Source organism: Streptomyces sp. NPDC086989, assembly GCF_044745505.1.
Taxonomy (GTDB): Bacteria; Actinomycetota; Actinomycetes; order Streptomycetales; family Streptomycetaceae; genus Streptomyces.
In genome coordinates this window covers 39,084-65,478 of the sequence record NZ_JBIVAL010000022.1, presented here as the reverse complement: position 1 = coordinate 65,478, position 26,395 = coordinate 39,084, and the positions used below count along the sequence as shown (strand labels likewise).

Here is a 26,395-nt window from a genome sequence, read left to right as displayed (position 1 = left end):
AGCCGACGGCGGCGGCCGACGCCCATGAGCCAGTGGGACCCGACCGCACGCCTGTCGTACTGGGCCTTCCACGCCAACCGGCGGCCCTCCTACATGCGTTTCGCGTACCTGCAGCTCGGCTCCGACGCGGCCGCCGAGGACGCGGTGGACGCCACCTTCGACTCGATCATGAACGAGTGGTTACGCATGCTCCACATGGACCGGCTCGACGCCTACGCCTGGACCATCCTCAAGCAGCGGCTGGTCGACCGGCAGCAGTGGTACGGCACCTGGCCCGAACCCATGGAGACCAGCGCCTTCGAGGCCGCCCTCAAGGAGGCCCACGCCGACCGGTACGAGGTGCTGACCGACACCATCCGCTTCTACTCCGCCGTCTCCCGCCTCGCCGAACGCCAGCGCGACGCCGTGCTGCTGCGCTACGGGCTCCAGTGCACCCCCGGCGAGGCCGCCTCGGTGATGGGCGTCGACGAGGCCACCGTCCGCTCGCAGCTCGGCCAGGCCCACCGGCGGCTCGCCCGCATGCTCGACACCTCCGCCGAATCATGAGGCGCCGCGAGGACATGGAGGAACGCGGCGGCGACGCCACCCGGCGCTCCCTGGCCGAGTTCCTGACCCGGGCCGGCGTCCGCGACCGCTACCCGCACTACGACCTGGGCGCCGCCGAGGCCCGCCTGCTGCGCCCCTCCCGGGGCCAGGCCGCCGCGGCACCCTCCCGGCGCCGCGCCGCGTACGGGTGGAGCGACCCCGCGCGGGACTGCCCGCTCGACTCCGAACGGGCGCGGCGCGACCTCAAGGCCGTCTGCCTGGCCGCCGTGTGCACCCCGACGGCCGGGGCGCAGCTCAGCGCCTTCATCGAGAGCGGGCACACCGAACTGTCCGGAGCCGTGGTCTTCGGCTGCCTGCTGCACCTGGCCGGACTGCGCGAAGGCGCCCGCTTCTGGTGGCAGTTCGCCGCCGGTTCCGGACGGGCGCGGACCGCATCGGCCGCGTACTGCCTGTTCCTGGACCACTCCCGGCGCGGGGAACACCACGACGCCCGGTTCTGGGCGCGCGAGCTGGGCCGGCGCGGCTACCGGCCCAGCGGGCGGCGGGACCTGCGCGAGGTGCGGCTCTGCGCGCAGGCGACCGTCCTGCGCCACGTCGAGCAGCTCGACGATCCCGATCTGGGCCCGGTGCCGCTGCCGAGGCCCGGACTGCCGTCGGTGCTGGACGCGTTCCGGCCGCCGCCCGCGGTGGTGGCGCAGCCGGTGGAACCGGCCGGGCCGCAGCGCCGAGCGGCGCCGTCGGCCCGGGCCCCGCGCCGCGGGCCGGTCCGGCCGCCCGGGACGAGCGAGGCCCTGGCGCAGGCGCGGCGCGCGCTGGCCGTCGTACAGGTCCTCGAGAAGCATCCGCTGGGGGTGCGCGCCGCGCAGCTGGGGCGGGAGTCCGGCCTGGCCGAGGCGGAACTGCGTCCGCTGCTGGCCATGCTGTGCGAGGAGGAGTACGCATACCGGCCGGGCGCCGGCGTGTACGCGCGCGGGCCCGCGCTCGACCGGCTCGCCGCCCCCGGCGGCGCGGGCCTCGCGGGCCAGCTCCAGCGCACGCTGGCCCTGGCCCGGGACAGCGCGGGCGCGGCGGTGTACCTGAGCCGGTACGCCGAGGGGGAGGTCCGGCTCACCCAGATGGCCGACGGGCCGGCGGCGCCGCCGGTGCGGGAGTGGGTGGACTTCCGGGCCGCCGCGCACGCCAGCGCCGTCGGCAAGTGCCTGCTGGCCCAGCTGGACCACGACCGGCGCCGCGACCACGTGGCCCGGTACCGGCCGGCCCGGCTCACCCCGCAGACGATCACCGACAGCCGGGTCCTGTTCTCCGCGCTGGACGCCGTCGCACCGGGAGGGCCGGTGTACGACCTGCGCGAGTACTCACCGGGCGTGGTCTGCTCGGCGGTGCCGATCGCGACCGGCGACTCGGCCGGGAGTCTCGCGCTGTCGCTGCCCGCGACGCACGCCCACCGGCTGCCCGAAGCGACGCAGGCCCTGCGCCGCAAGGCCGTTCCGGTGCTCCTGGCGCTGCTGCTGTCGGGGGCGATCCCCCCGGACGCCGCGCCGGCGGGCCCGGCGCCCGACCCCTCGCGGGCCACCCCGGAAACCCTGCGCCACCTCCGCATGCTCTTCCGCACCCCGCTGACCCGCGGGGCGGCGTCCCCGGCCGACCCCCACCTGGTCAGCGACACCGCCGCGGAGGCCGCGTACTTCTTCGACCCCCTGCCGGAATCCGATCCGCCCCGCCTGTCCCTCCCCCGGACTTTCGCCCCCCTCACCCCGGGCAGCCTCCCCACGGCCGACCGCCTCCTGGTCCTGAGCACGTAGCCCCACCCGCACGACCTCTGCCCCGCCCGCGCGGCCTCTGCCCCCCACCCCGCGCCGGCCTCCGACCCCCCGGCGCGCGACCGGCAAGGGCGGGCCACCGGGCGCCCGGAGGGCTAGGGCCTGTCGCCAGACTCCCGTCGTCGCCCGGAGGGCGGCCCCGCGGCGTCTGGTGCGTGCTCTCGGCGCGCCGGGCGGAAGACCGCGTACTGGACCGTACTTGGATTCCGCCCGGTGCGGCGAGAGCGCGTGCCAGGCGTCGCGGGGCAGACGGGAGTCTGAAGACAGGCCCTACGCCGGGCGGGTCAGGCGGTCCGCACCGGAGAGGATCGCGGCCGCCAGGGCCTCCGCCGCCGGCGAGCCCCGCTCGCCCCGCAGCAGCGCGAACTCCACCGCCCCGAGGTCCGGCAACCCCGGCACGCGGACCAGCCCCGGCGGGATCAGCCCCCGGGTGTGGGCCATCACGCCGAGCCCGGCCCGGGCCGCCGCGACCAGCCCGCTGAGGCTGCCGCTGGTGCAGGCGATCCGCCACGCCCGCCCCTCCCGTTCCAGCACCTCCAGTGCGCGGGCCCGGGTGATGCCCGGCGGCGGGAAGACGATCAGCGGCACGGCCCGCTCCGGGTCCACCCGCAGCCCCTCCGCCCCGATCCACACCATCCGGTCCCGCCACACCAGCCGGCCCCGTTCGTCGCCCGGTCCACGCCGTTTCGCCAGGACGAGGTCGAGCCGGCCCGCGTCGAGCCGTTCGTGCAGGGTCCCGGACAACTCGACCGACAGCTCCAGCTCCACTTCGGGGTGCTCGTGCCGGAAGCCCTCCAGGATCTCCGGCAGCCGGGTCAGCACGAAGTCCTCCGAGGCCCCGAACCGCAGCCGTCCCCGCAGCCGGGTCCCGGTGAACCAGGCCGCGGCCCGCTCGTGCGCCTCCAGGATGGTCCGGGCGAAGCCGAGCAGTGCCTCGCCGTCCTCGGTGAGTTGCACGCTGTGGGTGTCCCGCAGGAAGAGCGGCCGCCCCGTCGCCTCCTCCAGCCTCCGCACGTGCTGGCTGACGGTGGACTGGCGGACCCCGAGCCGGCCGGCGGCCTGCGTGAAGCTGAGGGTCTGGGCCACCGTGAGGAACGTGCGCAGCTGGACGGGGTCGTACATGCCCCCATCCTTCCCGCGGTCATCACGAACCGCAATGGCAGTGAGCACGGTGTACGGGTTTCCCGATGACCGGGGCAGGCCCGACGATGGAGGGGCCCGCCCCGTGCCGCCGACCCGAGAGCCTCCCCGTACATGCGCCGCCCGCACCTCCCCGTCCGGTTTCCCGTGGACCCGTACGTCCTGGCCCTCCTCGGGACCGTCGGCCTCGCCGCCCTGCTGCCCGCCCGCGGCCCGGCCGCGTCCGTCGCCGAGGGCGCCTCCACCGGGGCCGTGGCCCTGCTGTTCTTCCTGTACGGGGCCCGGCTCTCCACCCGTGAGGCCCTCGACGGTCTGCGCCACTGGCGGCTCCACCTCACCGTGCTGGCCTGCACGTTCGTCCTGTTCCCCGTGCTCGGGCTGGCCGCCCGCGGCTTGGTCCCGGCGCTGTTGACGCCCCCGCTGTACAGCGGGCTGCTGTTCCTGTGCCTGGTGCCCTCGACGATCCAGTCCTCGATCGCCTTCACCTCGATCGCCCGCGGCAACGTCCCCGCCGCGATCTGCGCCGGTTCCTTCTCGTCCCTCGCCGGCATCGTCCTCACCCCGCTGCTCGCCGCCGGCCTGCTCGGCGGCGGTGCGGGCGGGTTCTCCCCCGACTCCCTCCTCAAGATCGTCGTGCAGCTGCTGCTGCCGTTCCTGCTCGGCCAGGCCCTGCGCCGCTGGGTCGGCGGTTTCCTGGTCCGGAACAAGAGAGTGCTGGGTTACGTCGACCGCGGCTCGATCCTGCTCGTCGTCTACACCGCTTTCAGCGCCGGTATGGCCGCCGGGATCTGGCGCCAGGTCAGCGCCCCGCGCCTGGGCGCCCTGCTGGCGGTGGAGGCCGTACTGCTGGCCGTGATGCTGCTGGTCAGCTGGTACGGGGCGAAACGGCTCGGGTTCGGCCGGGCGGACCGGATCGCCATCCAGTTCGCGGGCTCGAAGAAGAGCCTCGCGGCCGGACTGCCCATGGCCAGCGTGCTGTTCGGGGCCCATGCGAGCCTCGCCGTGCTGCCGCTGATGCTGTTCCACCAGATGCAGCTGATGGTCTGCGCGGTGCTGGCGCGCCACCGCGCCGCGCAGACGGAGCCCTCCGAGGCCACAGCCGATGCCGGAGCCGAGGCCGCAACCAAGGCCAAGGCCGGAGCCGCAACCGGGGCCGGGGCCGAACTGCCCGCCGGACATGTGGTGGAGGTCTCCCCCGGCGTCCAACACCCCGCACCGCAGGCCCGGTAACGTGCGGCGGTGACCTGGATACGCCCGCTCGCCGCCCACGCCGAACGCCCCTGCACCCTCGTGGTCTGCCGCGGCTGCTGCTGCGGGGACCCCCGCAAGAATCCCGGCTCCGACCACGCCGGGCAGCTGGCCCGGCTGCGCGAGGCCGCGGCGGCGTCGGGGGGCCGGCTGGCCGTCCGTACGAGCGAGTGCCTCGGGCCGTGCGCACAGGCCAATGTCATCGTCGTCCAGCCCACCAGCGAGGCGCGCCGCCGGGGTGCCCGTGCGGCCTGGTTCGGCTGGGCCCTGGACGACACCGCCACGGACGAGGTCATCGCCTGGGCGGAATCCGGCGGCCCGGGTGTCACGCCGATCCCGGCGACGCTGGACCTGCACCGCATCGACCCACCGAAGCCCGGGCCGACGCCGGCGGCCAAGGCGGGACGACGCACCCGCCGCGGGCGCTGAGACCCTCTGGGCACCGAGATCAGCCGGCCGCTGAAATCCGCTGGGCGCTGAGATCGGCCGGCCGCTGAGATCCGCTGGGCGCCGATCCCGTCGCCCTGGTGCCCGGGGACCCCACCGGAACCTGGTGGGCCGACGACGGTTCGACCCCGGAGCTGCGCGGCGGCGGCACCGCGGCGGATCGCCGGCGCGGCGGCCGGACGGGACGCTTCACCGCCCCGGCGGGCGAGCACGGCGCATCCGCCCGCCACCGCCCGGGCGGGCCGGCGAGGTCCCGGCGGAGCCGGCACTCACCAGGCGATCCGCTCCTCGCCGGCGTAGATGTTCATGTCCGGCCCGCGCAGGAATCCGACCAGGGTCAGCCCCGACTCCAGGGCCAGGTCCACGGCCAGCGAGGACGGCGCCGAGACGGCGGCGAGGACCGGGATGCCGGCCATGACCGCCTTCTGTGCCAGCTCGAAGGAGGCCCGGCTCGACACCAGCAGCACCGCGCCCGCCAGCGGGAGCAGGCCGGCTTGGAGGGCCCGGCCGACGATCTTGTCCACGGCGTTGTGCCGGCCGACGTCCTCCCGCAGGTCCAGCAGCTCGCCCTGCGGCGAGAACAGCCCGGCCGCGTGCAGACCGCCGGTGCGGTCGAACACCTTCTGCGCCGCGCGGAGCCGGTCCGGCAGCTCGCCGAGGAGCTCCACGGGGATGCGTACGGTGTCGTCGGCGCCGCGCCGGAGCGGGAAGCGGGTGGCCGTGCGCACCGCGTCCAGGCTGGCCTTTCCGCACAGGCCGCAGGAGGACGTGGTGTAGACGTTGCGTTCGAGGGTGATGTCGGGCACCGCGACCCCGGGCGCGAGCTGCACGTTGACGACGTTGTACGTGTTGGAGCCGTCCTCGGTCGCCCCCTCGCAGTAGGTCACGGCCCGGACGTCCGCTGCGGAGCCGAGTACGCCCTCGCTGACCAGGAAACCCACCGCCAGGGCGAAGTCGTCTCCGGGGGTGCGCATGGTGATGGCGAGCGGCTTGCCGTTCAGCCGTATCTCCAGCGGTTCCTCGGCCACCAGCGTGTCCGGGCGGATCGCGGTCGCCCCGTTCCGTACCCGTATGACACGACGGCGCTCGGTGACCCGTCCCATGTGATCAGCCCGCCCGTTCTGTCTTCGCCGCGCACTCCTTCGTGCTGCTGACGGGCCCATTCTCCCGGATCGCCGCCGTAGGGCGCTCCCGGCAGGAAGATCCTCCGGAATCTCCAAATTCAGGGGCGGTAATCCTGTCGGGTCACGTGCACCTGTACCGACCGGTAGCAGGTCAAGCTGGGTGATCCTGACTTCCGTACGAGGGGGGACCCCGCCCATGACCGGTTCACGCGTGGTGGCGCTAGGGCACTACCAGCCCGCGAAAGTGATCACCAACGAGGACCTCGCGGCCGTGGTCGACACCAACGACGAGTGGATCCGCTCCCGGGTCGGCATCAAGACCCGGCACATGGCGGGCGCCGACGAGCCGGTGGACGAGCTGGCCTTCCAGGCCGCGGGCAAGGCCCTCGCCGGGGCCGGGCTCTCCCCCGACGACATCGACCTCGTCCTGGTGGCCACCTCCACCGCGATCGACCGTTCGCCCAACATGGCCGCCCGCGTCGCCGCCAAGCTGGGCATGGGCGGCAGTCCGGCCGTCATGGACCTCAACGTGGTCTGCTCGGGGTTCACGCACGCCCTGGCCACCGCCGACCACGCGATCCGCGCCGGTTCGGCCACCCGCGCCCTGGTCATCGGCGCCGACAAGATGACCGAGATCACCGACTGGAGCGACCGCACCACCTGTGTGCTGACCGGCGACGGTGCGGGCGCCGCCGTGGTCGAGGCCTGCGAGGAGCCCGGCATCGGCCCGGTCCTGTGGGGTTCGGTCCCGGAGATGGGCCACGCGGTCCGCATCGAGGGTTCCCCGCCGGTGTTCGCGCAGGAGGGCCAGTCCGTCTACCGCTGGACCACGAGCCAGCTCCCGCCGCTGGCGCGCAAGGTGTGCGAGAAGGCCGGGGTCGCCCCCGCGGAGCTGGCAGCCGTCGTCCTGCACCAGGCGAACCTGCGGATCATCGAGCCGCTCGCCGCGAAGATCGGCGCCGTGAACGCGGTCGTGGCCCGCGACGTCGTGGACTCCGGCAACACCTCTGCCGCCAGCATCCCGATGGCCCTGTCGAAGCTGGTGCAGCGCGGCGAGATCCCCACCGGCGCCCCGGTCCTCCTCTTCGGGTTCGGCGGCAACCTCTCCTACGCGGGCCAGGTCATCCACTGCCCGTAGGCCGTCCGGCCGCCGCGGTGCAGCCCGGGGTCCAGCGGACCTCGGCCCACAGCGCCGCCAGCAGTACGACCACCAGGGCGAGCAGCTGCCAGAGCCCGGCGGTGCCCGTGCCGACCGGCACCGTCGCCAGGGCGAGCACCAGCGCCGCCGCCCGGAACCGGGCCGGGCCGATCCCGAGCACGGCCCGGAAGGCCAGGTCCCCGGCGAGGTACACGGCGACCCCGCCGGCCAGGGCGAGCGCAGGCCCGGTGTGCAGGTGCTCGCCCAGGTGCCCGATGGTCTTCTTCACGCCGGCCGCGAAGGCGGCGATCCCGAGCAGCATGGGCAGGAAGGCGTAGTAGTAGGCGAGCATCGCCAGCTTGAACCGCTTCTCCGGCGCCGTCTCGGCGAAGACCTCCTCGGCCCGGCCCTCGTCGCGCACGAAGTACATCCACCACAGTGCCGACGCGACGGCGAGCGCGAGGAAGGCGCCGCCGGCGATCCCCACGGACAGGGGCAGCGAGCCGGTCCCGATGCCGATCGCGATCACGGACTCTCCGAAGACGATGATCAGCAGCAGCCCGTGCCGCTCCACGAGGTGCTCGGCGCTCATGCCGCCGAGCTGGTCGCTGACGGTCGTCACCGTCGTCGTCGCGGGCGCGGCCGCTGCGGACTCCGCCCCGCTCGCCGCCACGCGCTGCACCAGCTGCGGCACGGCGAACTGGATCAGCAGGGCGAGCATCCACAGCCCCCAGGCCGGCGGCCCGTCGAAGAACCCGGCGGCCAGCACCGACAGCGCGCACAGCAGGTTGGGCAGCGCGAACCAGAGCACCCCCGAGCCGTGGGCCTGCGTGTAGAGCGCGCTGTGCACGAGGACGACGCACACGTACCCGAGGCCGAAGGCGATTCCGCCGGCCCCGAACGCGGTCGGCACCGCCAGCGCACACACCAGGAACGCGCCCATGGCCAGGATCAGCAGCACCCTGCGCACGGTGCGGTCGGGCGGCACCTGGTTGGTCAGGTGCGCGTAGCCCCCGTACATCCAGAACAGCACGGTGAAGATCACCAGCACCTGGCCCGCGGCCCGGAAGCTGATGTCGTCCGCCAGCAGCACCGTCAGCTGTGTGATGGTGAAGACGAAGACGAGGTCGAAGAAGAGTTCCAACGTGCTGACGCGGTGCGGTGTTTCCATGCGTGGCTCCCCCTGTGTGCAGACGTGCGGCGCTCATCCGACCGCCTCGGTGGCCGTGGTGTCCAGCGCGTATCGGCATCCGGGTTCGCTTGGGGACCGTACGACCTGAGATGTACGCGGATCCCGCCCGGCGGAGGGACGCGCCGCCCCCGGGCCGGGTCGGAGGATGGGGGCACGCCACCAGCCGCCGAGGGAAGCGAAAGCCGCATGATCCGCAGGTCCGTCATCCTGACCGCCGCCGCAGTCGTCTCGGTGGTGGGGCTCGCCACCGTCGTCGCCCTGCCGGCCGCGGCCGACTGGTACGACGGCCGCCACCAGGAGACGGACGCGTACGCGACGGGCGCCGAGGCCAAAGCGGCCCGGGCCTCGGTCCCGCGCTGGCTGGCGGACGGGGCGACGTCGGTGCGGTACGCGCTGCGGACGACCGGCGGCGACCGCCTGCTGACGGCGTCCCTGCCGGACGAGCGGCTCCCGACCGCCTGCACGACCGAGCCCCGGCCGAAGGCACAGGAGGTCCCCATGGCGGAGGACTGGTTCCCGGCGGACGCCCGGGGGAAGGCGACCGCGCGCTGCGGCCTGTACTACGCCTACATGGACGGCACCACCCTCTACGCGTGGCAGCACAACGACGACTGGCTGAGGGCCGAGCGCGCCGAGCCGGCCGGCTAGCCCGCGAGACGCAGGGTCTCGCCGACCCGTGCGGGACATGCGTGCAGGTCAGCGAGCGGCCCGGCCCGAATACCTGGTCGGAGGCACGCCGATCCTTTGCTATTGTTGTCCTTGTCGCCGCGGGAAACCGGGGCCGACCACCGGTCCGGGTGGCGGAATGGCAGACGCGCTAGCTTGAGGTGCTAGTGCCCTTTATCGGGCGTGGGGGTTCAAGTCCCCCCTCGGACACAGAGCGAGAACCCCACTTCGGTGGGGTTTTTTGCGTTGTGCTCCCGGGGGCGCGGGGGTGGATCCCGCGGTGCGGCATCATGGGCGCACGGGGTCGGAGGGGAAGCAACGTGTCGCACGACGGGCCGGACGGCAGCAGGGTCATCGCCGGGCGCTACCGGCTGGAGAAGCGGCTGGGCAGAGGCGGCATGGGGACCGTCTGGCGGGCCTGCGACGAACTGCTCGGGCGGCCCGTGGCCGTCAAGGAGCTGCACGTCGAGGGGGGCACGGACACCAGGGGCGCCCTGCGGGAGGCCCGGACCGTCGCACAGGTCAGGCATCCGCACGTCGTCGTGGTGCACGACGTGGTGGAGCACGACGGGCGGCCCCACATCGTCATGGAGCTCGTCGAGGGCGGTTCTCTGGCCGACCGGCTCGGCGGCGACGGGCCGCTGGACCCCGCCGAGACCGCGCGGATGGGCCTCGCCCTGCTCGGCGCCCTGACCGCGGCGCACGCGCGCGGGGTGCTCCACCGGGACGTCAAGCCCGCCAACGTCCTGATGGAGGCGGGCACCGGTCGGGTGGTGCTCACCGACTTCGGCATCGCACAGCTCGCCGGGTCCACCACGATCAGTGAGACCGGTGCGTTCGTCGGCTCGCCCGAGTACACCTCGCCCGAGCGGATGCAGGGGGCGTCCGCGGGTCCCGAGTCCGATCTGTGGTCGCTCGGGGTCCTGCTGTGCACGGCGCTGACGGGCAGGTCGCCGTTCCACCGCGATTCGATCGGCGGGGTGCTGCACGCCGTCGTGTACGACGAGATCAGGCCGCCGGCGCAGGCCGGGCCGCTGGCCCCGGTGATCCGCGGCCTGCTGGAGAGGCTCCCGGAGCGGCGGATGGCGGCGGCGGAGGCCGAACGGCTGCTGTCGGCCTACGTGAGCACCGGAACGGTCCCCGCCGTCGAGCGTGTCCTCGCCCCGGCCCCGGCGTCCGGCGCCTCCGCGGCGGTCGGCTACGCGCCGACCGAGCACGTCACGCGGCCGCCCGCCCCTCCCGAGGAGCAGGACCGGCAGGACCGGCAGTCGCGGCAGGACCGGCGGGTCCGGCCAGCCGTGCGGGTGGGGCTGATCGCGGTGCTCCTCGTCATCGCGGTCGGCGGCGCGGTGCTGCTCACCTCCCGCTTCGGCGACGGTGCGCGCGGGGCGACGGACTCCGCCGGCGCCGCTCCCCCTGCGCACTCCACCGCCCCGTCCACGCCGGGGACGCCGGGCACGCCCAAGCCGACGGCCACCGTGTCGGCGGCGGGCGCGGCCGCGAAACCCGCGCCCGCCGGGTACCGGTCGGTGTCCGACGCGGCGGGCTTCAGCCTCGCCGTGCCCGCCGGCTTCGAGCGCACCACCGACGACCAGCGGGTCGTCTACGTCTCCCCCGACGGCGCTTTCCGGATCGGCGTCAAGCTCCAGGCGGTGGCGCCCGCCGGGCCGGTCGGCGTGATGCGGCTCGCCCACGCGAACGGGCCGGCCACCAATCCCGGATACCGCGACGGCACGGTCGTCCCGACCACCCACAACGGACTGCCCGCCGCCCTGTGGGAGTTCACCTGGAACGGTTTCAGCGCCTCCGAGGGCGCCCGGCACACCTTCGACGTCTGCTGGGAGGACGACGGCCGCCTGTACGACGTGTGGGTGTCGGCACCCGTCGGCCGGCTCGCGGAGGCGCGGAGCCACTTCGACACCGCGCTGGACTCCTTCGTTCCGGGCGGACCCGGGGCCGCGAACCACTGAGCGCGCCCGCCCGCCCCGGAACCGCGCACACGATCGGCGGGGCGTTCCGCGTTTCCGGACCCGCGCTGCGGGGAGTTTCCCTGGCGGCCCACCCTTCCCCACCTGCCCCTGGGGAGGTCTTGTGGAGGTCTTCGCCCGGTGATCAACCGTGTGGAGGTGTGGGGTAGCGTCGCCGCGCTGCGCGGAGAGGAGCGGGGCATGCGCGAGATCACCGTGCCACCAGTCGTGACGGCGGCGCCCGTCGGCGGGCTTGCCGACGCCGTCTTCCGGCACGCCCAGGAGGATCCCGGCCGGGTGGTGCTCGGGCGCAAGGAGGACGGGGTCTGGCAGGACGTGACCTCCGGGGAGCTGGCCGCGCAGGTGCTCGCGCTGGCGCGGGGGCTGCTCGCCCAGGGGGTCCGGTTCGGGGAGCGGGTCGCCGTGATGTCCCGCACCCGGTACGAGTGGACGCTGTTCGACTTCGCCCTGTGGGCGATCGGCGCGCAGCCGGTGCCCGTGTACCCGACCTCGTCCGTCGACCAGGTGCACTGGATCCTGCAGGATTCCGACTGCACCGCCTGCGTCGTCGAGGACGAGGACCAGGCCATGACCGTCGGGTCGGTCATCGAGCGGCTGCCGCACCTGCGGCGGCTGTGGCAGCTGGACGCCGGGGCGGTCGACGCGCTCGTCGCGGACGGCCGCGGGGTCGCGGAGGACCTGGTGCACCGCCACCGCGCCGCGGTCACGCCCGACGCCGTCGCCACGGTCATCTACACCTCGGGGACCACCGGGCGCCCCAAGGGCTGTGTGCTGACGCACGGCAATTTCATGTACGAGGCCGACACGATGGTGGCCCGGTGGGAGTCGGTCTTCCGGGCGGGGCCCGGGGAGCAGCCCTCCACCCTGTTGTTCCTGCCGCTCGCGCACGTCTTCGGGCGGATGGTGGAGGTGGCGGCGGTCCGGGCGCGGGTGAAACTGGGGCACCAGCCGGTGCTGGCGGCGGCCGAGCTGCTGCCGGACCTCGCCGCGTTCCGGCCGACGTTCGTGCTGGGGGTCCCGTACGTCTTCGAGAAGGTCTTCGCGGCGGCCCGTCGCAAGGCGGAGGCGGAGGGGCGTACGGGTCCCTTCGACCGGGCGGTCGAGACGGCCGTGCGGTACGCGGAGGCGCGCGAGCAGAAGGCGTTCGGGGTCGGGCCGGGGCCTTCGGCGGGGCTGCGCATGGAGCACCAGCTGTTCGAGAAGCTGGTGTACGGGAAGGTCCGCGAGGCGATGGGCGGCCGGGTGCGGCACGCGATGTCGGGCGGGTCGGCGATGTCGCGCCGCCTCGGGCTGTTCTTCGACGGGGCCGGGATCACGGTGTTCGAGGGCTACGGCCTGACCGAGTCGTGCGCGGCGGCGACCGCGAACCCGCCGGGGGCGACGAAGTACGGCACGGTGGGCCGGCCGATCCCGGGCAGTACGGTGCACATCGCGGACGACGGGGAGGTGTGGCTGCACGGGGAGCACGTCTTCTCCGGGTACCTGAACGACCCGCGCGCCACCGAGGAGGTGCTCCGCGACGGCTGGCTGGCGACCGGGGACCTGGGGCGGCTGGACGAGGACGGGTACCTGACGATCACCGGCCGCAAGAAGGAGATCCTGGTGACCTCCAACGGCAAGAGCGTCGCGCCGACCGCCCTGGAGGAGCGGGTGCGTTCGCATCCGCTGGTCGCGCAGTGCGTGCTGGTGGGCAACGACCGGCCGTACATAGCCGCCCTGCTCACGCTGGACATGGAAGGGGTCGCGCACTGGCTGTCGATGCGCGGGCGCCCGCAGCTGCCGGCGGCGCAGCTGGTGCACGACCCGGACCTGACGGCGGAGGTGCGGCGGGCGGTGGTGGCCGCGAACACACTGGTCTCGCAGGCCGAGGCGATCCGCACCTTCCGGGTGCTGGCGGAGCAGTTCACGGAGGAGCGGGGCCTGCTGACACCTTCGTTGAAGCTGAAGCGCCGGGCGATCGAGAAGGCGTACGCGATGGAGGTGGCGGCCCTCTACCAGTCCTGAGGCACCCGAAGGCCCGCTCACACCACCACCGACGGGCCGTCGCTTCATCGGGGGCGCCCGCCGCGGTCCGGGCCGATCCGCTGGTCCGGCAGGCCTGTTCGGGTGTGTCCTGACGGTGCGTCCGGCCGCGGTCCGGTGCCGTCGCGCCCCGATGGGACTAGGCTCGCCGGGACTCCCGGCGCGCCGGCCGTGGCAGCGCCCCAGCCCGCCGACCCGAGGGAACAGCCAGACGTGAACCAGGTCCCCGCCATCCGGCTCAACAACGGCACGCTCATGCCCCAGCTCGGCTTCGGCGTCTTCCAGATCCCCGACTCCGAGGCCGAGCGGGCCGTCGGGGCCGCGCTGGAGGCGGGGTACCGCAGCATCGACACGGCGGCCGCGTACGGGAACGAGAAGGGCACCGGCCGGGCCCTCGCCGCGTCCGGGGTGCCGCGCGAGGAGCTGTTCATCACCACCAAACTGTGGAACGGCCGCTCCCGGACCTGGCACCGCGACGACGTGCTGCGCGCGTTCGACGACTCCCTCGCCAAGCTGGGCCTCGACCACGTCGACCTGTACCTGATCCACTGGCCGCGTCCGATGCGCGACGACTTCCTCACCATCTGGAAGACCTTCGAGGAGATCGCGCAGAGCGGCCGCGCCCACTGCGTCGGAGTGTCGAACTTCCGGCCGGCGGACCTGGAACGGCTCGGCGCCGAGAGCACGCTGGTCCCGGCCGTGAACCAGATCGAGTTGCACCCGCTGTTCCCGCAGCCCGAGCTGCGCGCCGTGCACTCCCGCCTCGGGATCGCCACCGAGGCCTGGTCGCCGCTCGGCCAGGGCAAGGAGCTGCTGACCCTCCCGGCGGTCGCCGGGGCCGCCGCCAAGCACGGGCGTTCCCCGGCCCAGGTGGTGCTGCGCTGGCACCTGGACCTCGGGAACATCGTGATCCCGAAGTCGGTGACCCCGTCGCGGATCCGGGAGAACCTGGACGTCTTCGGCTTCGAGCTGGACGACGCGGACCGGGCCGCGCTGGACGCGCTGGGCACGGGTCCCTCGGCGGGGCGGATCGGGCCGGACCCGGCCGTCTTCGACGTCTGAGCCGCGGGTGCGCCCGCCCGCCGGGGTCCACCGGATCCGCAACGCCGCCAGCGGCCTGCTGCTGCAGCTGGAGGGCGGCACCCGGGTGGGGGTGGGACCGGACGGCCCGCCCGGACCGGCGGCGGCCCGGCTGTGGCGGATCTCGCCGGTCCACAGCGGCGGCGGGATCGTCCACATCGTCAGCGTGCACAACGACAAGCTGCTGGACGTCGCCAACGCGTCGACGGAGAGCGGCACCCGGGTCCAGGTGTGGCGGGCGAACGCGTTCGGCGCGCAGGAGTGGATCGTCGAGGAGCACCTCGACGATCCCGGCGTGGTGTCCCTGATCGCCTGCATCAGCGGCCTGCCGCTGGAGGCGGACGGGGAGGGCCGGGCCCGCGTGTCCGAGGACACCGACTCCCCCGCCCAGTGGTGGCACCTGGACCCCGCCGATCCGGACCTGACGGGCTGAGGGCCGTCCGGGGAGTTCCGCGCGCGGTGCGCCCGCGTCAGCTCGCGCCGTGGGCGGGGGCCAGGGCTTCGAGACGTTCGGCGAGCGCGAAGTCGGCGCCCGTGACGGCGTCGCCCGCGCTGTGCGTGTTCACCGACACCCGGACCGTGTTGTAGCCGAGGGTCAGGTCGGAGTGGTGGTTCAACTCGTCCTGGACCGAGGCGATGTGGGCCACCAGCGCGCTCGCCGCGAAGTGGGTGCCCAGCCGGTAGGTGCGGATGATCCGGTCGTCCTCGAAGGCCCAGCCGGGGAGTTCCCGCAACCGGTCCTCGATCTCCTTCTGCGAAAGCGGCTCGTCTGCCATCGGCATGCTCCTTCACCGTTCGGTCCGGACTCGTTCTGACGTGGGGTCAAGGTTCCCACAGCGCATGCCCGGGGGAGGGTTTCGCGCCATAGTGCGTGCGGGTTCTTCCGTGCCTTCCGGCTCCGCCGTGACGGCCCTATGCTCCTGCGCCGGACGTGACGTTACCGCCAGTTACATGCAGCTGGACGAACATTCCCGGACGAAGGGGTTCCCTCATGGCGCGCACGGACAGCACGGACGGCACGGACGGCATGGACAACAGGAACGGCGCGGGCAGTTCGAGGCGCACGTTCATCGCGGGCGCGGGGGCGGCGGCCACCGCCGGGGCGCTGGGGGCCGCCGGGGCCCTGGCCGCCCCCGCACAGGCCGCCCCCGCCCGGGCCGGGCGCGCGGCACCGGAGGCCGCCGGCCGCCGGGTCGCCGTCCTCGGCGGCGGGGTCGCCGGGCTGACCGCGGCCCACGAGCTTGCCGAACGCGGCTACGCCGTCACCGTCTACGAGCGCCGCGCGCTGGGCGGCAAGGCCCGCAGCATGGACGTCCCCGGCTCCGCCCGCGGCGGCCGCCGGCCCCTGCCCGCCGAGCACGGGTTCCGCTTCATCCCCGGCATCTACCACAACCTGCCCGACACGATGCGGCGCATCCCCTTCCCCGGCAACGCCCACGGCGTGTGGGACAACCTCGTGGCACCGCCCGAGATGATGTTCGCCCGGGCCGCCGGCCGCGAGGACCTGCGCGCCCCCATCCCCTGGCCCGGCCACTCCGCCGCCGTGCTGACCCCCGACGAGATCCGCCGCGCCCTGACCGGCTTCCTGCAGTCGCTCGTCCGGCTGCCGGTGCACGAGAGCGCGTACTTCGCCGACCGCGTCCTGGTCTTCCTCACCAGTTGCGACGAGCGCCGCAACGAGGTCTGGGAGCACACCCCGTGGTGGGAGTTCGTACGGGCCGCGCAGATGTCGAACGAGTACCAGCGCATCCTCGCCGTCGGCATCACCCGCAACATCGTCGCGACCAAGGCCGAGGAGGCCTCCACCCGCACCGTCGGCACCCTCGGTGAGGCCTTCGTCCTCAACGCGCTCGGTCGCGGCGCGGACGGGCCGCCGGACCGGATCCTCAACCTGCCGACCAACGAGGCCTGGATCGACCCCTGGGAGGCCCACCTGCGGTCGCTCGGAGTGGAGTTCAAGCTCGGCTGGACGGTGCAGGAGGTGCGGTACGGGGACGGCCGGGTGAGCGGGGTCGCGGTGCTGGACCCGGCCGGGGCCCGGCAGACCGTCACCGCCGACCACTACGTCAGCGCCCTGCCCGTCGAGCACGCCCGGCGCACCTGGAGCGCGGGGCTGCGGGCCGCCGACCCGATGCTGGGCCGCTGCGACCTCCTGCAGACCGACTGGATGACCGGCATCCAGTTCTACCTCACCGAACGCGCCCCCCTCGTCCACGGACACCTCAACTGCATCGACTCACCGTGGTCGCTGACGGCGATCCAGCAGGCCGAGCACTGGCCGGCCCGCGACTTCCCGGCCCACTACGGCGACGGCGTGGCCGTGGACTGCCTGTCGGTGGACGTCTCCGACTGGGACAAGCCGGGGATCCTGTACGGCAAGACGGCCAAGCAGTGCACGCGCGAGGAGGTCGCCCGCGAGGTGTGGGCGCAGCTGAAGGCCTCCCTGAACGACACCGGGGAGACGCTGCTGACGGACCGCACCCTGCACTCGTGGTTCCTGGACCCGGGGGTCGACGGCCTCGGCACCCCCAACCCCACCAACCAGGACCAGCTGCTCATCCACCCCACCGGCACCTTCCACAACCGGCCGAGCGCGGACACCCGCGTCCCCAACTTCTTCCTCAGCGGGGACTACGTCGCCGTCGACATCGACCTGGCGACGATGGAGGGTGCCAACGCCTCGGCCCGGGCGGCGGTCAACGCGCTGCTGGACCGGGACGGTTCGACGGCGCAGCGGTGCGCGGTGCTGCCGATGTACCGGGCCCCGGAGCTGGAGTCCTTCAAACGGCACGACCTGTGGCGCCACCGGCTCGGCCTGCGCAACGTATTCGACCTGGGCTGAGCAGCCGCATGCGCGACCTCGGCTAACGTCGGGGGCATGACCTCCTCCCCGTCCGTCGGAGCCCTGCTGCGCACCTGGCGGGAGCGGCGCGGCATCAGCCAGCTGGAACTGGCGGGCCGCGCCGACTCCTCTTCCCGGCACATCAGCTTCATCGAGAACGGCCGGTCGCGGCCGAGCAAGGACATGGTCCTGCGGCTCGCGGACCGCCTCGACGTACCGGTGCGCGACCGCAACGCGCTGCTGCTGGCGGCCGGTTACGCCCCGCACTACGCGCAGACCCCGTTGGACGACCCCTCGATGGGGACGCTGCGCCAGGGCCTGGAGCGGCTGCTGACCGGCTACGAGCCGTATCCGGCGCTGGTCGTGGACGCCGCGTACGACGTCGTCGCCGCCAACCGCGGCATCGCGATGCTGCTCGACGGCCTGCCCGCGCACCTGCTGACCCCGCCGCTGAACGCCATGCGGATCACCCTGCACCCGGAGGGACTGGCCCCGAGGATCCGCAACCTCACCGAGTGGCGCGGGCATCTCCTGGCCCAGATGGAGCGGCAGATCGCCCTGTCGCGCTCCGCGCCGCTGCGCGCGCTGTACGAGGAGGTGGCCGGCTATCCGGTAGCCGCGCGGCCCGGGGACGCCGGGGCCGGACCCGAGGAGGCCGTCCCGTCCATCGCGCTGCCGCTGGTGATCGAGCACGACGGCCACCTGCTCTCCTTCGTGTCCTCGATCGCGACCTTCAACACGCCGATGGACGTGACCGTCGCCGAGCTGGCCATCGAGACCCTGCTCCCGGCCGACCCGGCGACGGTGAAGTACCTGCGCTCACTGGGTCCCTGAGGCCGAGCGCAGCGCCAGCTGCTGGCACAGGGCGAACGCGGCGACGGTGAGCGCCTGGGCCGGGATCCAGACCAGGGCGGCGGCGGTGGGTGCGTTCCACAGGAACAGGGAGACCAGACTGAGAACGGCCCAGGCGCAGTTGGCCGCGATGACGCACCGGACCGCGGGGACCGGCGGCCTGCGGCGGGCGGCGAGCCACCCCACACCCGACCCGTAGAGGGTCAGGAACAGGCCGAGTTCGAGCAGGGTGGCGTGGCCGACGCCGAGCAGCCGGCCGAGGGGGACGGAGAAGGCGGCGTACGCGAGGCCGTTCCCGGCGGTGACCACGGCGTCGAGGGCCAGGAAGCGGCGCAGCGCGGTCTGCGGGACGGTGGTGCGGGCGATGCTGCCGAGCAGGGTCGCGGACATGACGGATCAACCTCCGTGGTGGTCGGGGTACGGATCGCCGAGAGGGCGCGGCCGAACGTGGCGGTCGCGGTCGAACGTGCCGGTGGGACGGGTTCCGAGGCCGAGTGCGCGGCCTCGGGACCCGATGGCTCCACTGTGCCGCCGGGCCGTGCCGGGGTCGATTACCCCCGAGGTCATGCCCGTTGCCCCGGGGCGGGCGTGCCAACCTTCCTTGACTCACATCGCAAGAAAGGTTGGGAATCGCCTGTCTCGGCGGCGGGCCGGGGGCTACGCTTCAACCCAGCCGAAGCTCTCGAACGTCCTGTCGACATACGGAGAACCTCACGGTGCCAGCCGCCGCCCGACCCGATCTGGCCTCCACCTGGGCCCGCGTCGAGGCGTTGGCCGAGCGGAGCGGCCGGGACCCGGCCGAGGTGCTGTGCCCGGAGCGGCTGAGCCGCGTGTGCGGGGTCGACCCCGCGCTCATCCCCGGCGTCGTGGCCGAGACCGCTCCCGAAGCCCCCCTGTGCCTGCGGGTGCACCGGCGTTTCCTGCGGCTGCGGGCCACCCGCCGCGACAAGCACGGCCGGGAGTGGTCCCTCGCCGCCATCGCCGAGGACTTCCGGGCGCCCGGCGCCTCCCTGGGACCTCTCAACGCGGGCACCGGACTGCCCCGGCTGGGACATGCCGCCGGGGTGCAGCGGTTCTTCGGGGTCTACGCGGGCTTCCTCCTCGCCGACAGCCAGTGCGCGGTGGAACGCGCCCTCGCCGCCACCGCCCCCGACGCCGGCCACGGCGGTGCGCCGGACCTGGAGCGCCTCTCGTACCTGACGGGCATGCCCCCGCGCGACATCCGGCTGACGCTGGCCGGCGCACCGCCCCGGCTCCCGCTGAAGGAGCAGGTCCACCAGCGGTTCGAGCACTTGCGCCGAACCCGGCTGCGGGCGGACGGCCAGCCCCACTCCCTCGCCGCCATCGCCCAGTCCTTCGACGCGTCGGGGCAGTCGCTGACCCGCCTCGCGCGCGGCGAGGGACTGCCGAACCTCGCCGCGGCCGCCGGGATCCAGCGCTTCTACGGGGTCGACGGCGGCTTCCTGCTGGCCGACGACACCGAGGCGCTCGCCGGGGCCCTCGCCGGGATCGAGCGCGAGCTGGAAACCGCCGGCCGGAACGCGGAGAACCCGATGCTCGCCGTCCTGCGGGCGCACGATGTACGGAGCATCGTCACACGGGCCGGGCGGCTCTCGCCGGCGGGCTGGAAGTCGCTGGCCGACCACCTCGACGACCTGCTGGCCCGCGAGGGGGTGCTGGGGCGGCCGGGCGCGGGGCCCGGACGCCCGCACCGGGTGGCGGTGGCGGACGACCGGAACGCTGCCGAGGGGGGAGCGCCATGAGGACCACACGGACCATGCGGAGACTCGGCGGGGATCTGCTGGCGGACGCACGCCTGGCACAGCCGGCCGATGCAGCAGGGATCATCGGGAGCCTGTGCGCCGCGTACGGCCGGCGCCGCGGCGGGCGGCCGGTGGAGTTCCGCTTCGCCGCGTTCCCGCCCGACACGGCCAGCGGGTTATGGCTGGAGATGGCGGAGCGCGACCTGCTCGTCGTCGAGGAGCGCACCCGGCCCGAGCACCAGCTGGTCATCGCCTGCCACGAGTTATGGCACATGGAGGAAGGCACCTGCGACAGCCACGGCCCCGGCATGGCCGTGGCGGCCCGGCTCACGGGAGACCGGGGCGACCTCGCGGAGCTGCTGCGCTCGGAGACCGGCCTGGGCAGCGTGGTCCGGCAGGCGGCCGCCCGCGCCGACCGTGAGGATCCGGCGGAGATCCGGGCGGAGACCTTCGGCCTGTACCTCGGCCAGCTCCTGAAGGCGTTCCTGCCGGGTCCCCGCGAGGAGCGGTCCCCGGAGGCGATCGAGCGCATCAAGTCCTCGCTCGGCTGGGGCCGTTGAGGCACGCCCCCGCGGCGCACCCATGATGCCCGGCGACCGGCGCACTCCCCCTCCCGACGCACCTCACGCGCGCCGCTGCCCCCGCACGGCCCTGACAGAGAGCACCACGATGACCCAGTCCTCCCCGCCCCGCCACGCCATCGTCATCGGCGGCAGCATGGCCGGCCTGCTCGCCGCGGCCGTACTCGCCGAGCATGCGACGGTCACGATCATCGACGCCGACACGCTGCCCGACAGCCCGGCTGCGCGCCGCGGCCTCCCGCAGGCCCGGCACGTCCACGTCATGTGGTCCGGCGGGGCGCGCGCCATCGAGGAGATACTCCCGGGCATCACCGACGACTGGACGGCGGCGGGCGCGATCCGGCGCAGCCTGCCCACCGACCTGGTCACCAAGACCGCCCAGGGCTGGATCCCGCGCTGCGGGGAGAAGCAGTTCAACATCTCGTGCAGCCGCGACCTGCTCGATGCGGTGGTCCGCGCCCGGGTGACCGGACTGCGCGGCGTCACCACGCTCCAGCGGAGCCGCGTGAGGGCCCTGGAGGGTACCGCGGCCCGGGTCACCGGCGTCCGCGTCGACACGCCCGGCGAGGAGGGCCGGCTGCTGACCGCCGACCTGGTGGTCGACGCCAGCGGGCGCGGCTCCCGGGCCCGTGCCTGGCTCCAGGAACTGGGCGTCGGGGGGATCAGACGGGCCCAGGTCGACTCCGGTCTCGTGTACGCGACCCGGATCTTCGAAGCCCCCGCCGGCGCACACGAGATGGGCTTCCCGATCGTCAACGTGCAGTCCGATCCGCGGATGTACGTGCCCGGCCAGACCGCGACGATCGTCCCCATCGAGAACGGCCAGTGGCAGGCCACCCTGTCAGGGACGCGCGGCGGCCAGCCCACCGGCGACCCCGATCAGTTCATCCCGTTCGCCAAGGGCATCCGCGACCCGATCGTCGGCGAGCTCCTCGAGGGCCGCACGCCCCTGACCGACGTCGCCGTCACCCAGGGCACCGCCAACCGCAGGGTCTACTTCGAGAAGGCCGACCTGCCCGACGGGTTCTTCGCCGTCGGCGACTCCGTCGCCACCTTCAACCCGCTGTACGGTCAGGGCATGACCGTCGCCGCGCAGGGCCTGCTGGCGGTACGCGCCCTGCTGCGCGCCAAGGGGCTCGGCCATCCCGGCTTCGGCCGCGAGGCACAGTGCGCGCTCGTCCCGCAGGTGGCCACCGCCTGGGAGCTCGCCACCTCGCAGGACATCCTCTATCCCGGGGCCACCGGCATGAAGCCGCGCGCCGGGGTGGGGCTGCTCAACGCCTACGTCAACCGGCTGATGACCGGGGCCACCACGCGGGAGGCGCTGACCGCCGCGTTCCTCCAGGTCATCACCATGAGCAGCACACCCGCGTACTGGCTGCGCCCCTCGGTGGTCTGGCAGGTGCTGCGCGCCTCGGACCGCGGTGCGCTGAAGGCGCCGCCGCTGACCGCGGCCGAGCGGGCCGTCGCGGGGCTGGACCAGGGATCGGGGCCGGTGGACCCGACCGGCCCCGTCGGCCCCGTCGGTCCCGTCGGCCCTGTCGATCCGGTCGGTCAGGCGCGATGACCGACGGTCTCATCCTCTACGTCCCGGGGTCGGTGATGATCCTGGCGCTGCTGATCAAGGCGCCGACCCTGCGCCGGGGCTGGGACCAGCCGCTCATGCGGGCCGTGTGCACCCTGCTGGTCGTCGGCTGCCTCGTCATGTTCCTGGCGGCGCCGCCCACGATCGCCGCCGTCAACCGGCTCACGGGAATCGTCAACTTCTCGGCCCCGCTGGTGTACGGCGTGCTCACCGCGTTCTCGGGGTCGTGCATCGTCCTGGTCCTGCAGTGGGGCGGCGGGCCGCCCGCGGTGGTGCGGCGCGCGACCCGGCTGACGGTGGCCGCGTTCAGCGCCGTCACGCTGCTCATCGTCGTCCTGTTCGTACGCGGCGACGCGCCGGTGGAGCGGTTGCGCGACCTGGACACGTACTACGCCAACACGCCCTGGCTGCGCGAGATGATCGTCTGCTACCTGCTCGCCCACACCGTGGGCAGCTCGACGCTCACCCTGCTGTGCTGGAAGTGGCTGCTGCGCGTGCGCCCCTCGCTGCGCCCGCTGCGCACCGGACTGGCCCTGATCGTGCTCGGCGGCGTGCTGGACCTGGGTTACCTGGTCTCCAAGTGGGCGGCGGTGGGAGCCCGCTGGACGGGCCGCGACTGGGACGGGCTCTCCACGTACGTGGCCCCGCCCTTCGCCTCCGCGGCGGCCCTGATGGTGGGCTCGGGGTTCATCGTGCCGCTGGTCGGCGGCTCGGCGGCCTGGCGGGACTTCAGCCGGTACCGGGGGCTGCACCCGCTGTGGAAGGCGCTGCGCGGCTTCGCCGCGTCGAGCGTGACGACGGTCCCCCTGACCTGGTGGTCGCCGATCGGGATCCGGCTCATCCACCGCGAATCGGTGATCGACGACGGGATCCTGGCCCTGGGCCGCTGGTTCGACCCGGCCGTGCGGGGCGCCGCCCACGAGGCCGCGCTGCGCCAGGGCCTGCCCGAACCGCAGGCTTCGGTCGTGGCCGACGCGGCCATGCTCGCCGCGGCCTGCCGGCGCCGGGAGGCCGCCGAGGCGGCCCAGGCCGCGGAGGCCGCCGAGGCCGCGGACCGGGCGGGAGCCGGCGGCGCCGGGCGGCACCCGGCCGGGGCCGACCAGGGGCTGCCCGAGCCGTACCGGCTGGACTCCCGTCCACTGGCCGCCCTGGCCCGGGAGTTCCGCACCTCCCCCATCGTGGCGGCGGTACGCCGGGACCCGGCCCTTCCCTGAGCCGCGCGGGCGGCGCCCCGTGTCAGCCGACGAGGGCCTCCCCCGGCTCGGGATTGCGGGCGAGCCAGGCCCCGTACGCCCGTACCCGGCGCCAGTGCTGGAGCTGGTCGAGGGCGAACGCGGCCCGCGGCGAGGCCTCCGGGCGCGGCTCGAGGCCGCGGGCCAGCCGGTGCAGCTGGAACCGGACGAAGGCCAGCTGTCCGGCGCCGGCCAGGTCCTGGTCCTTCCACCGCAGCCGCTCCACCCGCACCCGCACGTCCTCCCCGGCGCGCCACCGGGCCGGCAGGTCGGGACGGAACGCCAGGGCCGAGGCGAGCCCCACGACGGACACCCCGCGGGCCAGGACCCTGCGCGCGGTCTCGTGGCGGCCTATCCCTCCGGTCAGCATCAGCGGCATCGTGGCCGAGTCCAGGAACTGCTCGGCGAAGGCGAGGAAGTACGCCTCCCGCTCCAGGCTCCGCAGGTCGGCGGTGCGGCCCAGGGTCGCCGGGCTCTCGACACTGCCGCCGGACAGTTCGACCAGGTCCACGCCGAGCCCGCCCAGGACGGCCAGGACCCGCGCCGCGTCCTCCGTGTCGAAGCCGCCGCGCTGGAAGTCGGCGGTGTTCAGCTTGACCCCGACCGCGAAGCCGGAGCCGACCTGCGCGCGGACCGCCCGGACGACCTCGGTGAGCAGCCGGACCCGGTTCTCCAGGCTGCCGCCCCAGCGGTCGGTGCGCCGGTTGACCAGCGGGGAGAGGAACTGGCTGAGGAGGTAGCCGTGGGCGGCGTGGATCTGCACCCCGTCGAAGCCGGCCTCCTCGGCCCGCCGGGCGGTGACGGCGAACCGGGCGACGGTCGCCTCGATGTCGGCCTCGGTCATCGCGGTGGGGCGGGCGAAGCGCTTGGTGTGCTTGCCCAGGCTCACCCCTATGTCGGAGGGCGCCCAGGCCGTGCCGGGCATCTCGGAGCCCACCTGGCGGCCCGGGTGGTTGATCTGCATCCAGACCCGGCCGCCGCCGCAGGACGCGGCCTCGGCCCAGCGGCGGAAGGGGCCGAGCGGGGAGCTCGCGTCGAGGACGATCGTGCCCGGCGCGGTCAGCGCCCGCCGGTCGACCATCACGTTGCCGGTGATCAACAGGCCGGCGCCGCCGCGTGCCCAGCGGCGGTAGAGCCGCTCGATGCGCTCGTCCGGCAGCTGGCCCGGCCCGGCGAGGCTCTCCTCCATGGCGGCCTTCGCCAGCCGGTTCGGCAGGGTCGTCCCGCCCGGCAACTGCAGTGGCGTGAACAGGTCCATCGACAGTTCCCCCAGGAAACGTGTTGCACGTGTCATCCCGCGCCCCGGCGCAAAGATACCGCCCCTTCCCCGGCCTCCGGCAGGCCGCTGCACCGAAAGGAACCGGACACCCCGGTATGCCGAACCCCGGTACGCGAACGCCCCGGGCCGTCCGGCCCGGGGCGTTCGCGTATGGCGGTGGTGCGGGGCGGGTCAGAGCTCCGCGAGCGCGAGCCCGGCCTGGGCGGCGGCCGCCTGCACGGTCTGCTCCAGCAGGACGGCGATGGTCATCGGGCCGACACCGCCGGGGACGGGGGTGATCAGGGAGGCGCGTGCGGCGGCCGACTCGAAGTGGACGTCGCCGACGTTGCCCTCGTTGTAGCCGGCGTCCAGGACCACGGCGCCCGGCTTGATGTCCTCGCCACGGATGAACTCGGCCTTGCCCACGGCGGCGACCAGCACGTCGGCCTGGCGGACGATCGAGGGCAGGTCCACGGTGCGGGAGTGGCAGTAGGTGACGGTGGCGTTCTGCTCCAGCAGCAGCATGCCGGCCGGCTTGCCGAGGATCGCGCTGCGGCCGACGACGACGGCGTGCTTGCCGGTCAGGTCCACGTCGTACTCGGCCAGGAGCCGCATGATCCCGCCGGGGGTGCAGGAGACGAAGCCCGGCAGTCCGAAGCCCATGGCGGCGAAGGAGTGCATGGTGACGCCGTCGACGTCCTTGGCCGGGGCGATGGCCTCGAAGGCGGCGCGCTCGTCGATGTGGTGCGGGACCGGGTGCTGGAGCAGGATGCCGCTGATCTCCGGGTCCTCCGAGAGCGCGGTGAGGGCGGCGACGAGCTCCTCGGTGGTGGTCTCGGCGGGGAGCTCCACGTGGCGGGAGGTGATCCCGGCCTTGGCGCAGCGGTTCTGCTTCATCCGCACGTACGTGACGGAGGCCGGGTCCTCGCCGACGAGGACGGTCGCGAGGCAGGGAGCGGTACCGGTGCGCTCGGTGATCTTCGCCGCGAGGACGGCGGTCTGCTCCGAGATGCGGCGGGCGAGGGCGGTGCCGTCCATGAGACGGGCGGTCTGGGCCGGCTGAACGGTCTGGGCGGTCGTCACGGGGGTCTCCTGGGCGTCGCTGCGGGATCGCGGTTCGCCCAGGCGCGCGGCAGCCGGCGTACCCGGGGTACGCCGGGCGCACGGGAGGTGCGCCGGGCCGCTCCCCGGTGGTGATCCACCCGAACGCCAGTCACGGCCCGCCCCCACTGTAATGGACCCCCGTGAGGGACCTCGCCGACGGATCCGGGGCCCGCGGCGGACCCCGTGAGCGGAGATCCGGCCAAATCGGTGGATCACCGGCGTTCCACCTGGGACGATCGAGACATGACGCGCACTTTCGACCTCCCCCCGGACTCCGTCCGGGGGGACCCCCACGTCGCCGAGGCCGAGTCCGTCTCCGTCGACGGCTGGGACTTCTCCTGGCTCGACGGCGTCGTCGATCTCCGCTCCGAAAGGCTGCGAACGGAGTTCCATGACATCGGAGCCGTGATCTACTTTTCTGCGGAAGGTGATCCGGATGGTGCCCGGCTTCACGGTCGGGCAGTACCGGGACCGGCTGCGCGAGCTCCACGAACAGATCGAACGCGAGGGTCCGTTCGTGGCGCACACCGCCTGTTTCCTCATCGAAGCGCGCAAAACGGGCTGACGGGAACGGCGGCGGAGGCGCGGACGGATCCACGGCCGATCGGTTGCCCGCCCACAGCGTGGCGCAGGTCACTCAATTCAGCGCGTAACGAATCGACTCGGGCATGCGATGAACCGACAGGTGTCCTCGCGCGGCCCCGGAATACAGACCCCCCTCGGGTCTGTTTCCCGAGTCCGCGCGATGATGTCCCGCTCACCCCTTA

The 26,395-nt window shown here is 74.0% G+C and carries 22 protein-coding genes, 1 tRNA gene and 2 pseudogenes; 18 read left to right on the top strand and 7 right to left on the bottom strand.

All coding sequences use genetic code 11. The features are described from left to right. Nucleotides 1-24: 24 nt before the first annotated feature. Together ACIPK4_RS35515 and ACIPK4_RS35510 are read left to right on the top strand one after the other, a co-directional pair. The gene (locus ACIPK4_RS35515; protein ID WP_376193463.1) at nucleotides 25-546 is read left to right on the top strand and encodes a sigma-70 family RNA polymerase sigma factor; all 522 of its coding nucleotides are present in this window, start codon (nucleotides 25-27) and stop codon (nucleotides 544-546) included. A gap of 791 nt (nucleotides 547-1,337) precedes the next feature. Then, nucleotides 1,338-2,057: pseudogene (locus tag ACIPK4_RS35510) on the top strand (IclR family transcriptional regulator C-terminal domain-containing protein); the annotation flags it as partial. A gap of 579 nt (nucleotides 2,058-2,636) precedes the next feature. On the opposite strand, the gene ACIPK4_RS35505 reads toward ACIPK4_RS35510, so the two are convergent. Further along, complete coding sequence (locus ACIPK4_RS35505; RefSeq protein WP_054221213.1) at nucleotides 2,637-3,488, bottom strand: LysR substrate-binding domain-containing protein; 852 nt, start codon at nucleotides 3,486-3,488, stop codon at nucleotides 2,637-2,639. Nucleotides 3,489-3,620: 132 nt separating this feature from the next. Between ACIPK4_RS35505 and ACIPK4_RS35500 the strand changes: the two genes are divergently transcribed. Beyond that, complete coding sequence (locus ACIPK4_RS35500) at nucleotides 3,621-4,736, top strand: bile acid:sodium symporter family protein (RefSeq protein WP_402320788.1); 1,116 nt, start codon at nucleotides 3,621-3,623, stop codon at nucleotides 4,734-4,736. Nucleotides 4,737-4,745: 9 nt separating this feature from the next. After that, nucleotides 4,746-5,183, top strand: coding sequence for a (2Fe-2S) ferredoxin domain-containing protein (locus tag ACIPK4_RS35495; RefSeq protein ID WP_402320785.1), 438 nt, complete (start codon nucleotides 4,746-4,748; stop codon nucleotides 5,181-5,183). A 287-nt stretch (nucleotides 5,184-5,470) separates the two neighbouring features. Here the strand turns inward: ACIPK4_RS35495 and fdhD are convergent, their stop codons facing one another. Further along, nucleotides 5,471-6,304, bottom strand: a complete 834-nt coding sequence (fdhD, locus tag ACIPK4_RS35490; protein WP_402320782.1) for a formate dehydrogenase accessory sulfurtransferase FdhD — start codon at nucleotides 6,302-6,304, stop codon at nucleotides 5,471-5,473. A 217-nt stretch (nucleotides 6,305-6,521) separates the two neighbouring features. Here fdhD and ACIPK4_RS35485 point away from each other — a divergent pair, with 217 nt between their 5' ends. Further along, nucleotides 6,522-7,463 (top strand): beta-ketoacyl-ACP synthase III, encoded by a 942-nt coding sequence (locus tag ACIPK4_RS35485; RefSeq protein ID WP_402320780.1) that lies wholly within the window; start codon nucleotides 6,522-6,524, stop codon nucleotides 7,461-7,463. Here ACIPK4_RS35485 and ACIPK4_RS35480 read toward each other — a convergent pair. After that, nucleotides 7,447-8,634: a low temperature requirement protein A gene (locus ACIPK4_RS35480; RefSeq protein WP_402320777.1), complete on the bottom strand. Its 1,188-nt coding sequence runs from the start codon at nucleotides 8,632-8,634 to the stop codon at nucleotides 7,447-7,449. The two genes, ACIPK4_RS35485 and ACIPK4_RS35480, sit on opposite strands and share 17 nt — an antisense overlap. Nucleotides 8,635-8,841: 207 nt before the next feature. On the opposite strand from ACIPK4_RS35480, the gene ACIPK4_RS35475 reads away from it, so the two are divergent. From ACIPK4_RS35475 to ACIPK4_RS35450, 6 genes are all read left to right on the top strand, one after another. After that, on the top strand, nucleotides 8,842-9,303 hold the full coding sequence (locus ACIPK4_RS35475) for a hypothetical protein (RefSeq protein ID WP_402320774.1): 462 nt from the start codon (nucleotides 8,842-8,844) through the stop codon (nucleotides 9,301-9,303). Nucleotides 9,304-9,446: 143 nt separating this feature from the next. Continuing rightward, nucleotides 9,447-9,531: transfer RNA gene (locus ACIPK4_RS35470), tRNA-Leu, on the top strand. A gap of 80 nt (nucleotides 9,532-9,611) precedes the next feature. Beyond that, nucleotides 9,612-11,291, top strand: a complete 1,680-nt coding sequence (locus ACIPK4_RS35465; protein WP_402320771.1) for a serine/threonine-protein kinase — start codon at nucleotides 9,612-9,614, stop codon at nucleotides 11,289-11,291. Between the two features lie 198 nt (nucleotides 11,292-11,489). Next, nucleotides 11,490-13,313 carry an AMP-dependent synthetase/ligase gene (locus ACIPK4_RS35460; protein ID WP_402320859.1) on the top strand — a complete coding sequence of 608 codons (1,824 nt, stop codon included), beginning with the start codon at nucleotides 11,490-11,492 and terminating at the stop codon, nucleotides 13,311-13,313. Nucleotides 13,314-13,544: 231 nt separating this feature from the next. Continuing rightward, the gene (locus ACIPK4_RS35455) at nucleotides 13,545-14,393 is read left to right on the top strand and encodes an aldo/keto reductase (RefSeq protein ID WP_402320768.1); all 849 of its coding nucleotides are present in this window, start codon (nucleotides 13,545-13,547) and stop codon (nucleotides 14,391-14,393) included. A gap of 7 nt (nucleotides 14,394-14,400) precedes the next feature. Next, a complete protein-coding gene (locus ACIPK4_RS35450) occupies nucleotides 14,401-14,844 on the top strand; it encodes an RICIN domain-containing protein (RefSeq protein ID WP_402320765.1) in 444 nt (147 codons plus the stop codon). A 37-nt stretch (nucleotides 14,845-14,881) separates the two neighbouring features. Here ACIPK4_RS35450 and ACIPK4_RS35445 read toward each other — a convergent pair whose 3' ends face one another. Further along, on the bottom strand, nucleotides 14,882-15,187 hold the full coding sequence (locus tag ACIPK4_RS35445) for a 4a-hydroxytetrahydrobiopterin dehydratase (protein ID WP_402320762.1): 306 nt from the start codon (nucleotides 15,185-15,187) through the stop codon (nucleotides 14,882-14,884). A gap of 215 nt (nucleotides 15,188-15,402) precedes the next feature. On the opposite strand from ACIPK4_RS35445, the gene ACIPK4_RS35440 reads away from it, so the two are divergent. Next, the gene (locus tag ACIPK4_RS35440; RefSeq protein ID WP_402320759.1) at nucleotides 15,403-17,253 is read left to right on the top strand and encodes an FAD-dependent oxidoreductase; all 1,851 of its coding nucleotides are present in this window, start codon (nucleotides 15,403-15,405) and stop codon (nucleotides 17,251-17,253) included. Nucleotides 17,254-17,289: 36 nt separating this feature from the next. Further along, the gene (locus ACIPK4_RS35435) at nucleotides 17,290-18,087 is read left to right on the top strand and encodes a helix-turn-helix domain-containing protein (RefSeq protein WP_402320756.1); all 798 of its coding nucleotides are present in this window, start codon (nucleotides 17,290-17,292) and stop codon (nucleotides 18,085-18,087) included. Here ACIPK4_RS35435 and ACIPK4_RS35430 read toward each other — a convergent pair. Next, the gene (locus ACIPK4_RS35430) at nucleotides 18,073-18,495 is read right to left on the bottom strand and encodes a hypothetical protein (protein ID WP_402320753.1); all 423 of its coding nucleotides are present in this window, start codon (nucleotides 18,493-18,495) and stop codon (nucleotides 18,073-18,075) included. The genes ACIPK4_RS35435 and ACIPK4_RS35430 overlap by 15 nt on opposite strands. Before the next feature lie 326 nt (nucleotides 18,496-18,821). On the opposite strand from ACIPK4_RS35430, the gene ACIPK4_RS35425 reads away from it, so the two are divergent. From ACIPK4_RS35425 to ACIPK4_RS35410, 4 genes are all read left to right on the top strand, one after another. Further along, complete coding sequence (locus ACIPK4_RS35425) at nucleotides 18,822-19,868, top strand: hypothetical protein (protein WP_402320750.1); 1,047 nt, start codon at nucleotides 18,822-18,824, stop codon at nucleotides 19,866-19,868. Then, nucleotides 19,865-20,428, top strand: coding sequence for a toxin-antitoxin system, toxin component (locus tag ACIPK4_RS35420; protein ID WP_402320747.1), 564 nt, complete (start codon nucleotides 19,865-19,867; stop codon nucleotides 20,426-20,428). The genes ACIPK4_RS35425 and ACIPK4_RS35420 overlap by 4 nt, the downstream gene beginning before the upstream one ends. Before the next feature lie 109 nt (nucleotides 20,429-20,537). Continuing rightward, entirely contained in the window at nucleotides 20,538-22,016 is a 1,479-nt protein-coding gene (locus tag ACIPK4_RS35415; protein ID WP_402320744.1) for an NAD(P)/FAD-dependent oxidoreductase, read from the top strand. Continuing rightward, a complete protein-coding gene (locus ACIPK4_RS35410) occupies nucleotides 22,013-23,248 on the top strand; it encodes an MAB_1171c family putative transporter (RefSeq protein ID WP_402320742.1) in 1,236 nt (411 codons plus the stop codon). The genes ACIPK4_RS35415 and ACIPK4_RS35410 overlap by 4 nt, the downstream gene beginning before the upstream one ends. A 22-nt stretch (nucleotides 23,249-23,270) precedes the next feature. Here the strand turns inward: ACIPK4_RS35410 and ACIPK4_RS35405 are convergent, their stop codons facing one another. Both ACIPK4_RS35405 and ACIPK4_RS35400 read right to left on the bottom strand, forming a co-directional pair. Then, a complete protein-coding gene (locus ACIPK4_RS35405) occupies nucleotides 23,271-24,560 on the bottom strand; it encodes an NADH:flavin oxidoreductase/NADH oxidase family protein (protein WP_402320740.1) in 1,290 nt (429 codons plus the stop codon). Nucleotides 24,561-24,716: 156 nt separating this feature from the next. Then, complete coding sequence (locus ACIPK4_RS35400) at nucleotides 24,717-25,562, bottom strand: bifunctional 5,10-methylenetetrahydrofolate dehydrogenase/5,10-methenyltetrahydrofolate cyclohydrolase (protein ID WP_054221539.1); 846 nt, start codon at nucleotides 25,560-25,562, stop codon at nucleotides 24,717-24,719. A gap of 417 nt (nucleotides 25,563-25,979) precedes the next feature. Between ACIPK4_RS35400 and ACIPK4_RS35395 the strand changes: the two are divergent. Further along, nucleotides 25,980-26,193, top strand: a pseudogene (locus tag ACIPK4_RS35395) (SAM-dependent methyltransferase); the annotation flags it as partial. Between the last annotated feature and the right edge of the window lie 202 nt (nucleotides 26,194-26,395).

Coding starts and splice junctions, on each gene's coding strand:
- ACIPK4_RS35515 (WP_376193463.1), top strand. CDS start 25: ATGAGCCAGTGGGACCCGACCGCACGCCTGTCGTACTGGGCCTTCCAC.
- ACIPK4_RS35505 (WP_054221213.1), bottom strand. CDS start 3,488: ATGTACGACCCCGTCCAGCTGCGCACGTTCCTCACGGTGGCCCAGACC.
- ACIPK4_RS35500 (WP_402320788.1), top strand. CDS start 3,621: ATGCGCCGCCCGCACCTCCCCGTCCGGTTTCCCGTGGACCCGTACGTC.
- fdhD (WP_402320782.1), bottom strand. CDS start 6,304: ATGGGACGGGTCACCGAGCGCCGTCGTGTCATACGGGTACGGAACGGG.
- ACIPK4_RS35485 (WP_402320780.1), top strand. CDS start 6,522: ATGACCGGTTCACGCGTGGTGGCGCTAGGGCACTACCAGCCCGCGAAA.
- ACIPK4_RS35480 (WP_402320777.1), bottom strand. CDS start 8,634: ATGGAAACACCGCACCGCGTCAGCACGTTGGAACTCTTCTTCGACCTC.
- ACIPK4_RS35475 (WP_402320774.1), top strand. CDS start 8,842: ATGATCCGCAGGTCCGTCATCCTGACCGCCGCCGCAGTCGTCTCGGTG.
- ACIPK4_RS35465 (WP_402320771.1), top strand. CDS start 9,612: ATGGGCGCACGGGGTCGGAGGGGAAGCAACGTGTCGCACGACGGGCCG.
- ACIPK4_RS35460 (WP_402320859.1), top strand. CDS start 11,490: ATGCGCGAGATCACCGTGCCACCAGTCGTGACGGCGGCGCCCGTCGGC.
- ACIPK4_RS35445 (WP_402320762.1), bottom strand. CDS start 15,187: ATGGCAGACGAGCCGCTTTCGCAGAAGGAGATCGAGGACCGGTTGCGG.
- ACIPK4_RS35440 (WP_402320759.1), top strand. CDS start 15,403: ATGGCGCGCACGGACAGCACGGACGGCACGGACGGCATGGACAACAGG.
- ACIPK4_RS35435 (WP_402320756.1), top strand. CDS start 17,290: ATGACCTCCTCCCCGTCCGTCGGAGCCCTGCTGCGCACCTGGCGGGAG.
- ACIPK4_RS35430 (WP_402320753.1), bottom strand. CDS start 18,495: ATGTCCGCGACCCTGCTCGGCAGCATCGCCCGCACCACCGTCCCGCAG.
- ACIPK4_RS35420 (WP_402320747.1), top strand. CDS start 19,865: ATGAGGACCACACGGACCATGCGGAGACTCGGCGGGGATCTGCTGGCG.
- ACIPK4_RS35415 (WP_402320744.1), top strand. CDS start 20,538: ATGACCCAGTCCTCCCCGCCCCGCCACGCCATCGTCATCGGCGGCAGC.
- ACIPK4_RS35410 (WP_402320742.1), top strand. CDS start 22,013: ATGACCGACGGTCTCATCCTCTACGTCCCGGGGTCGGTGATGATCCTG.
- ACIPK4_RS35405 (WP_402320740.1), bottom strand. CDS start 24,560: ATGACACGTGCAACACGTTTCCTGGGGGAACTGTCGATGGACCTGTTC.
- ACIPK4_RS35400 (WP_054221539.1), bottom strand. CDS start 25,562: ATGGACGGCACCGCCCTCGCCCGCCGCATCTCGGAGCAGACCGCCGTC.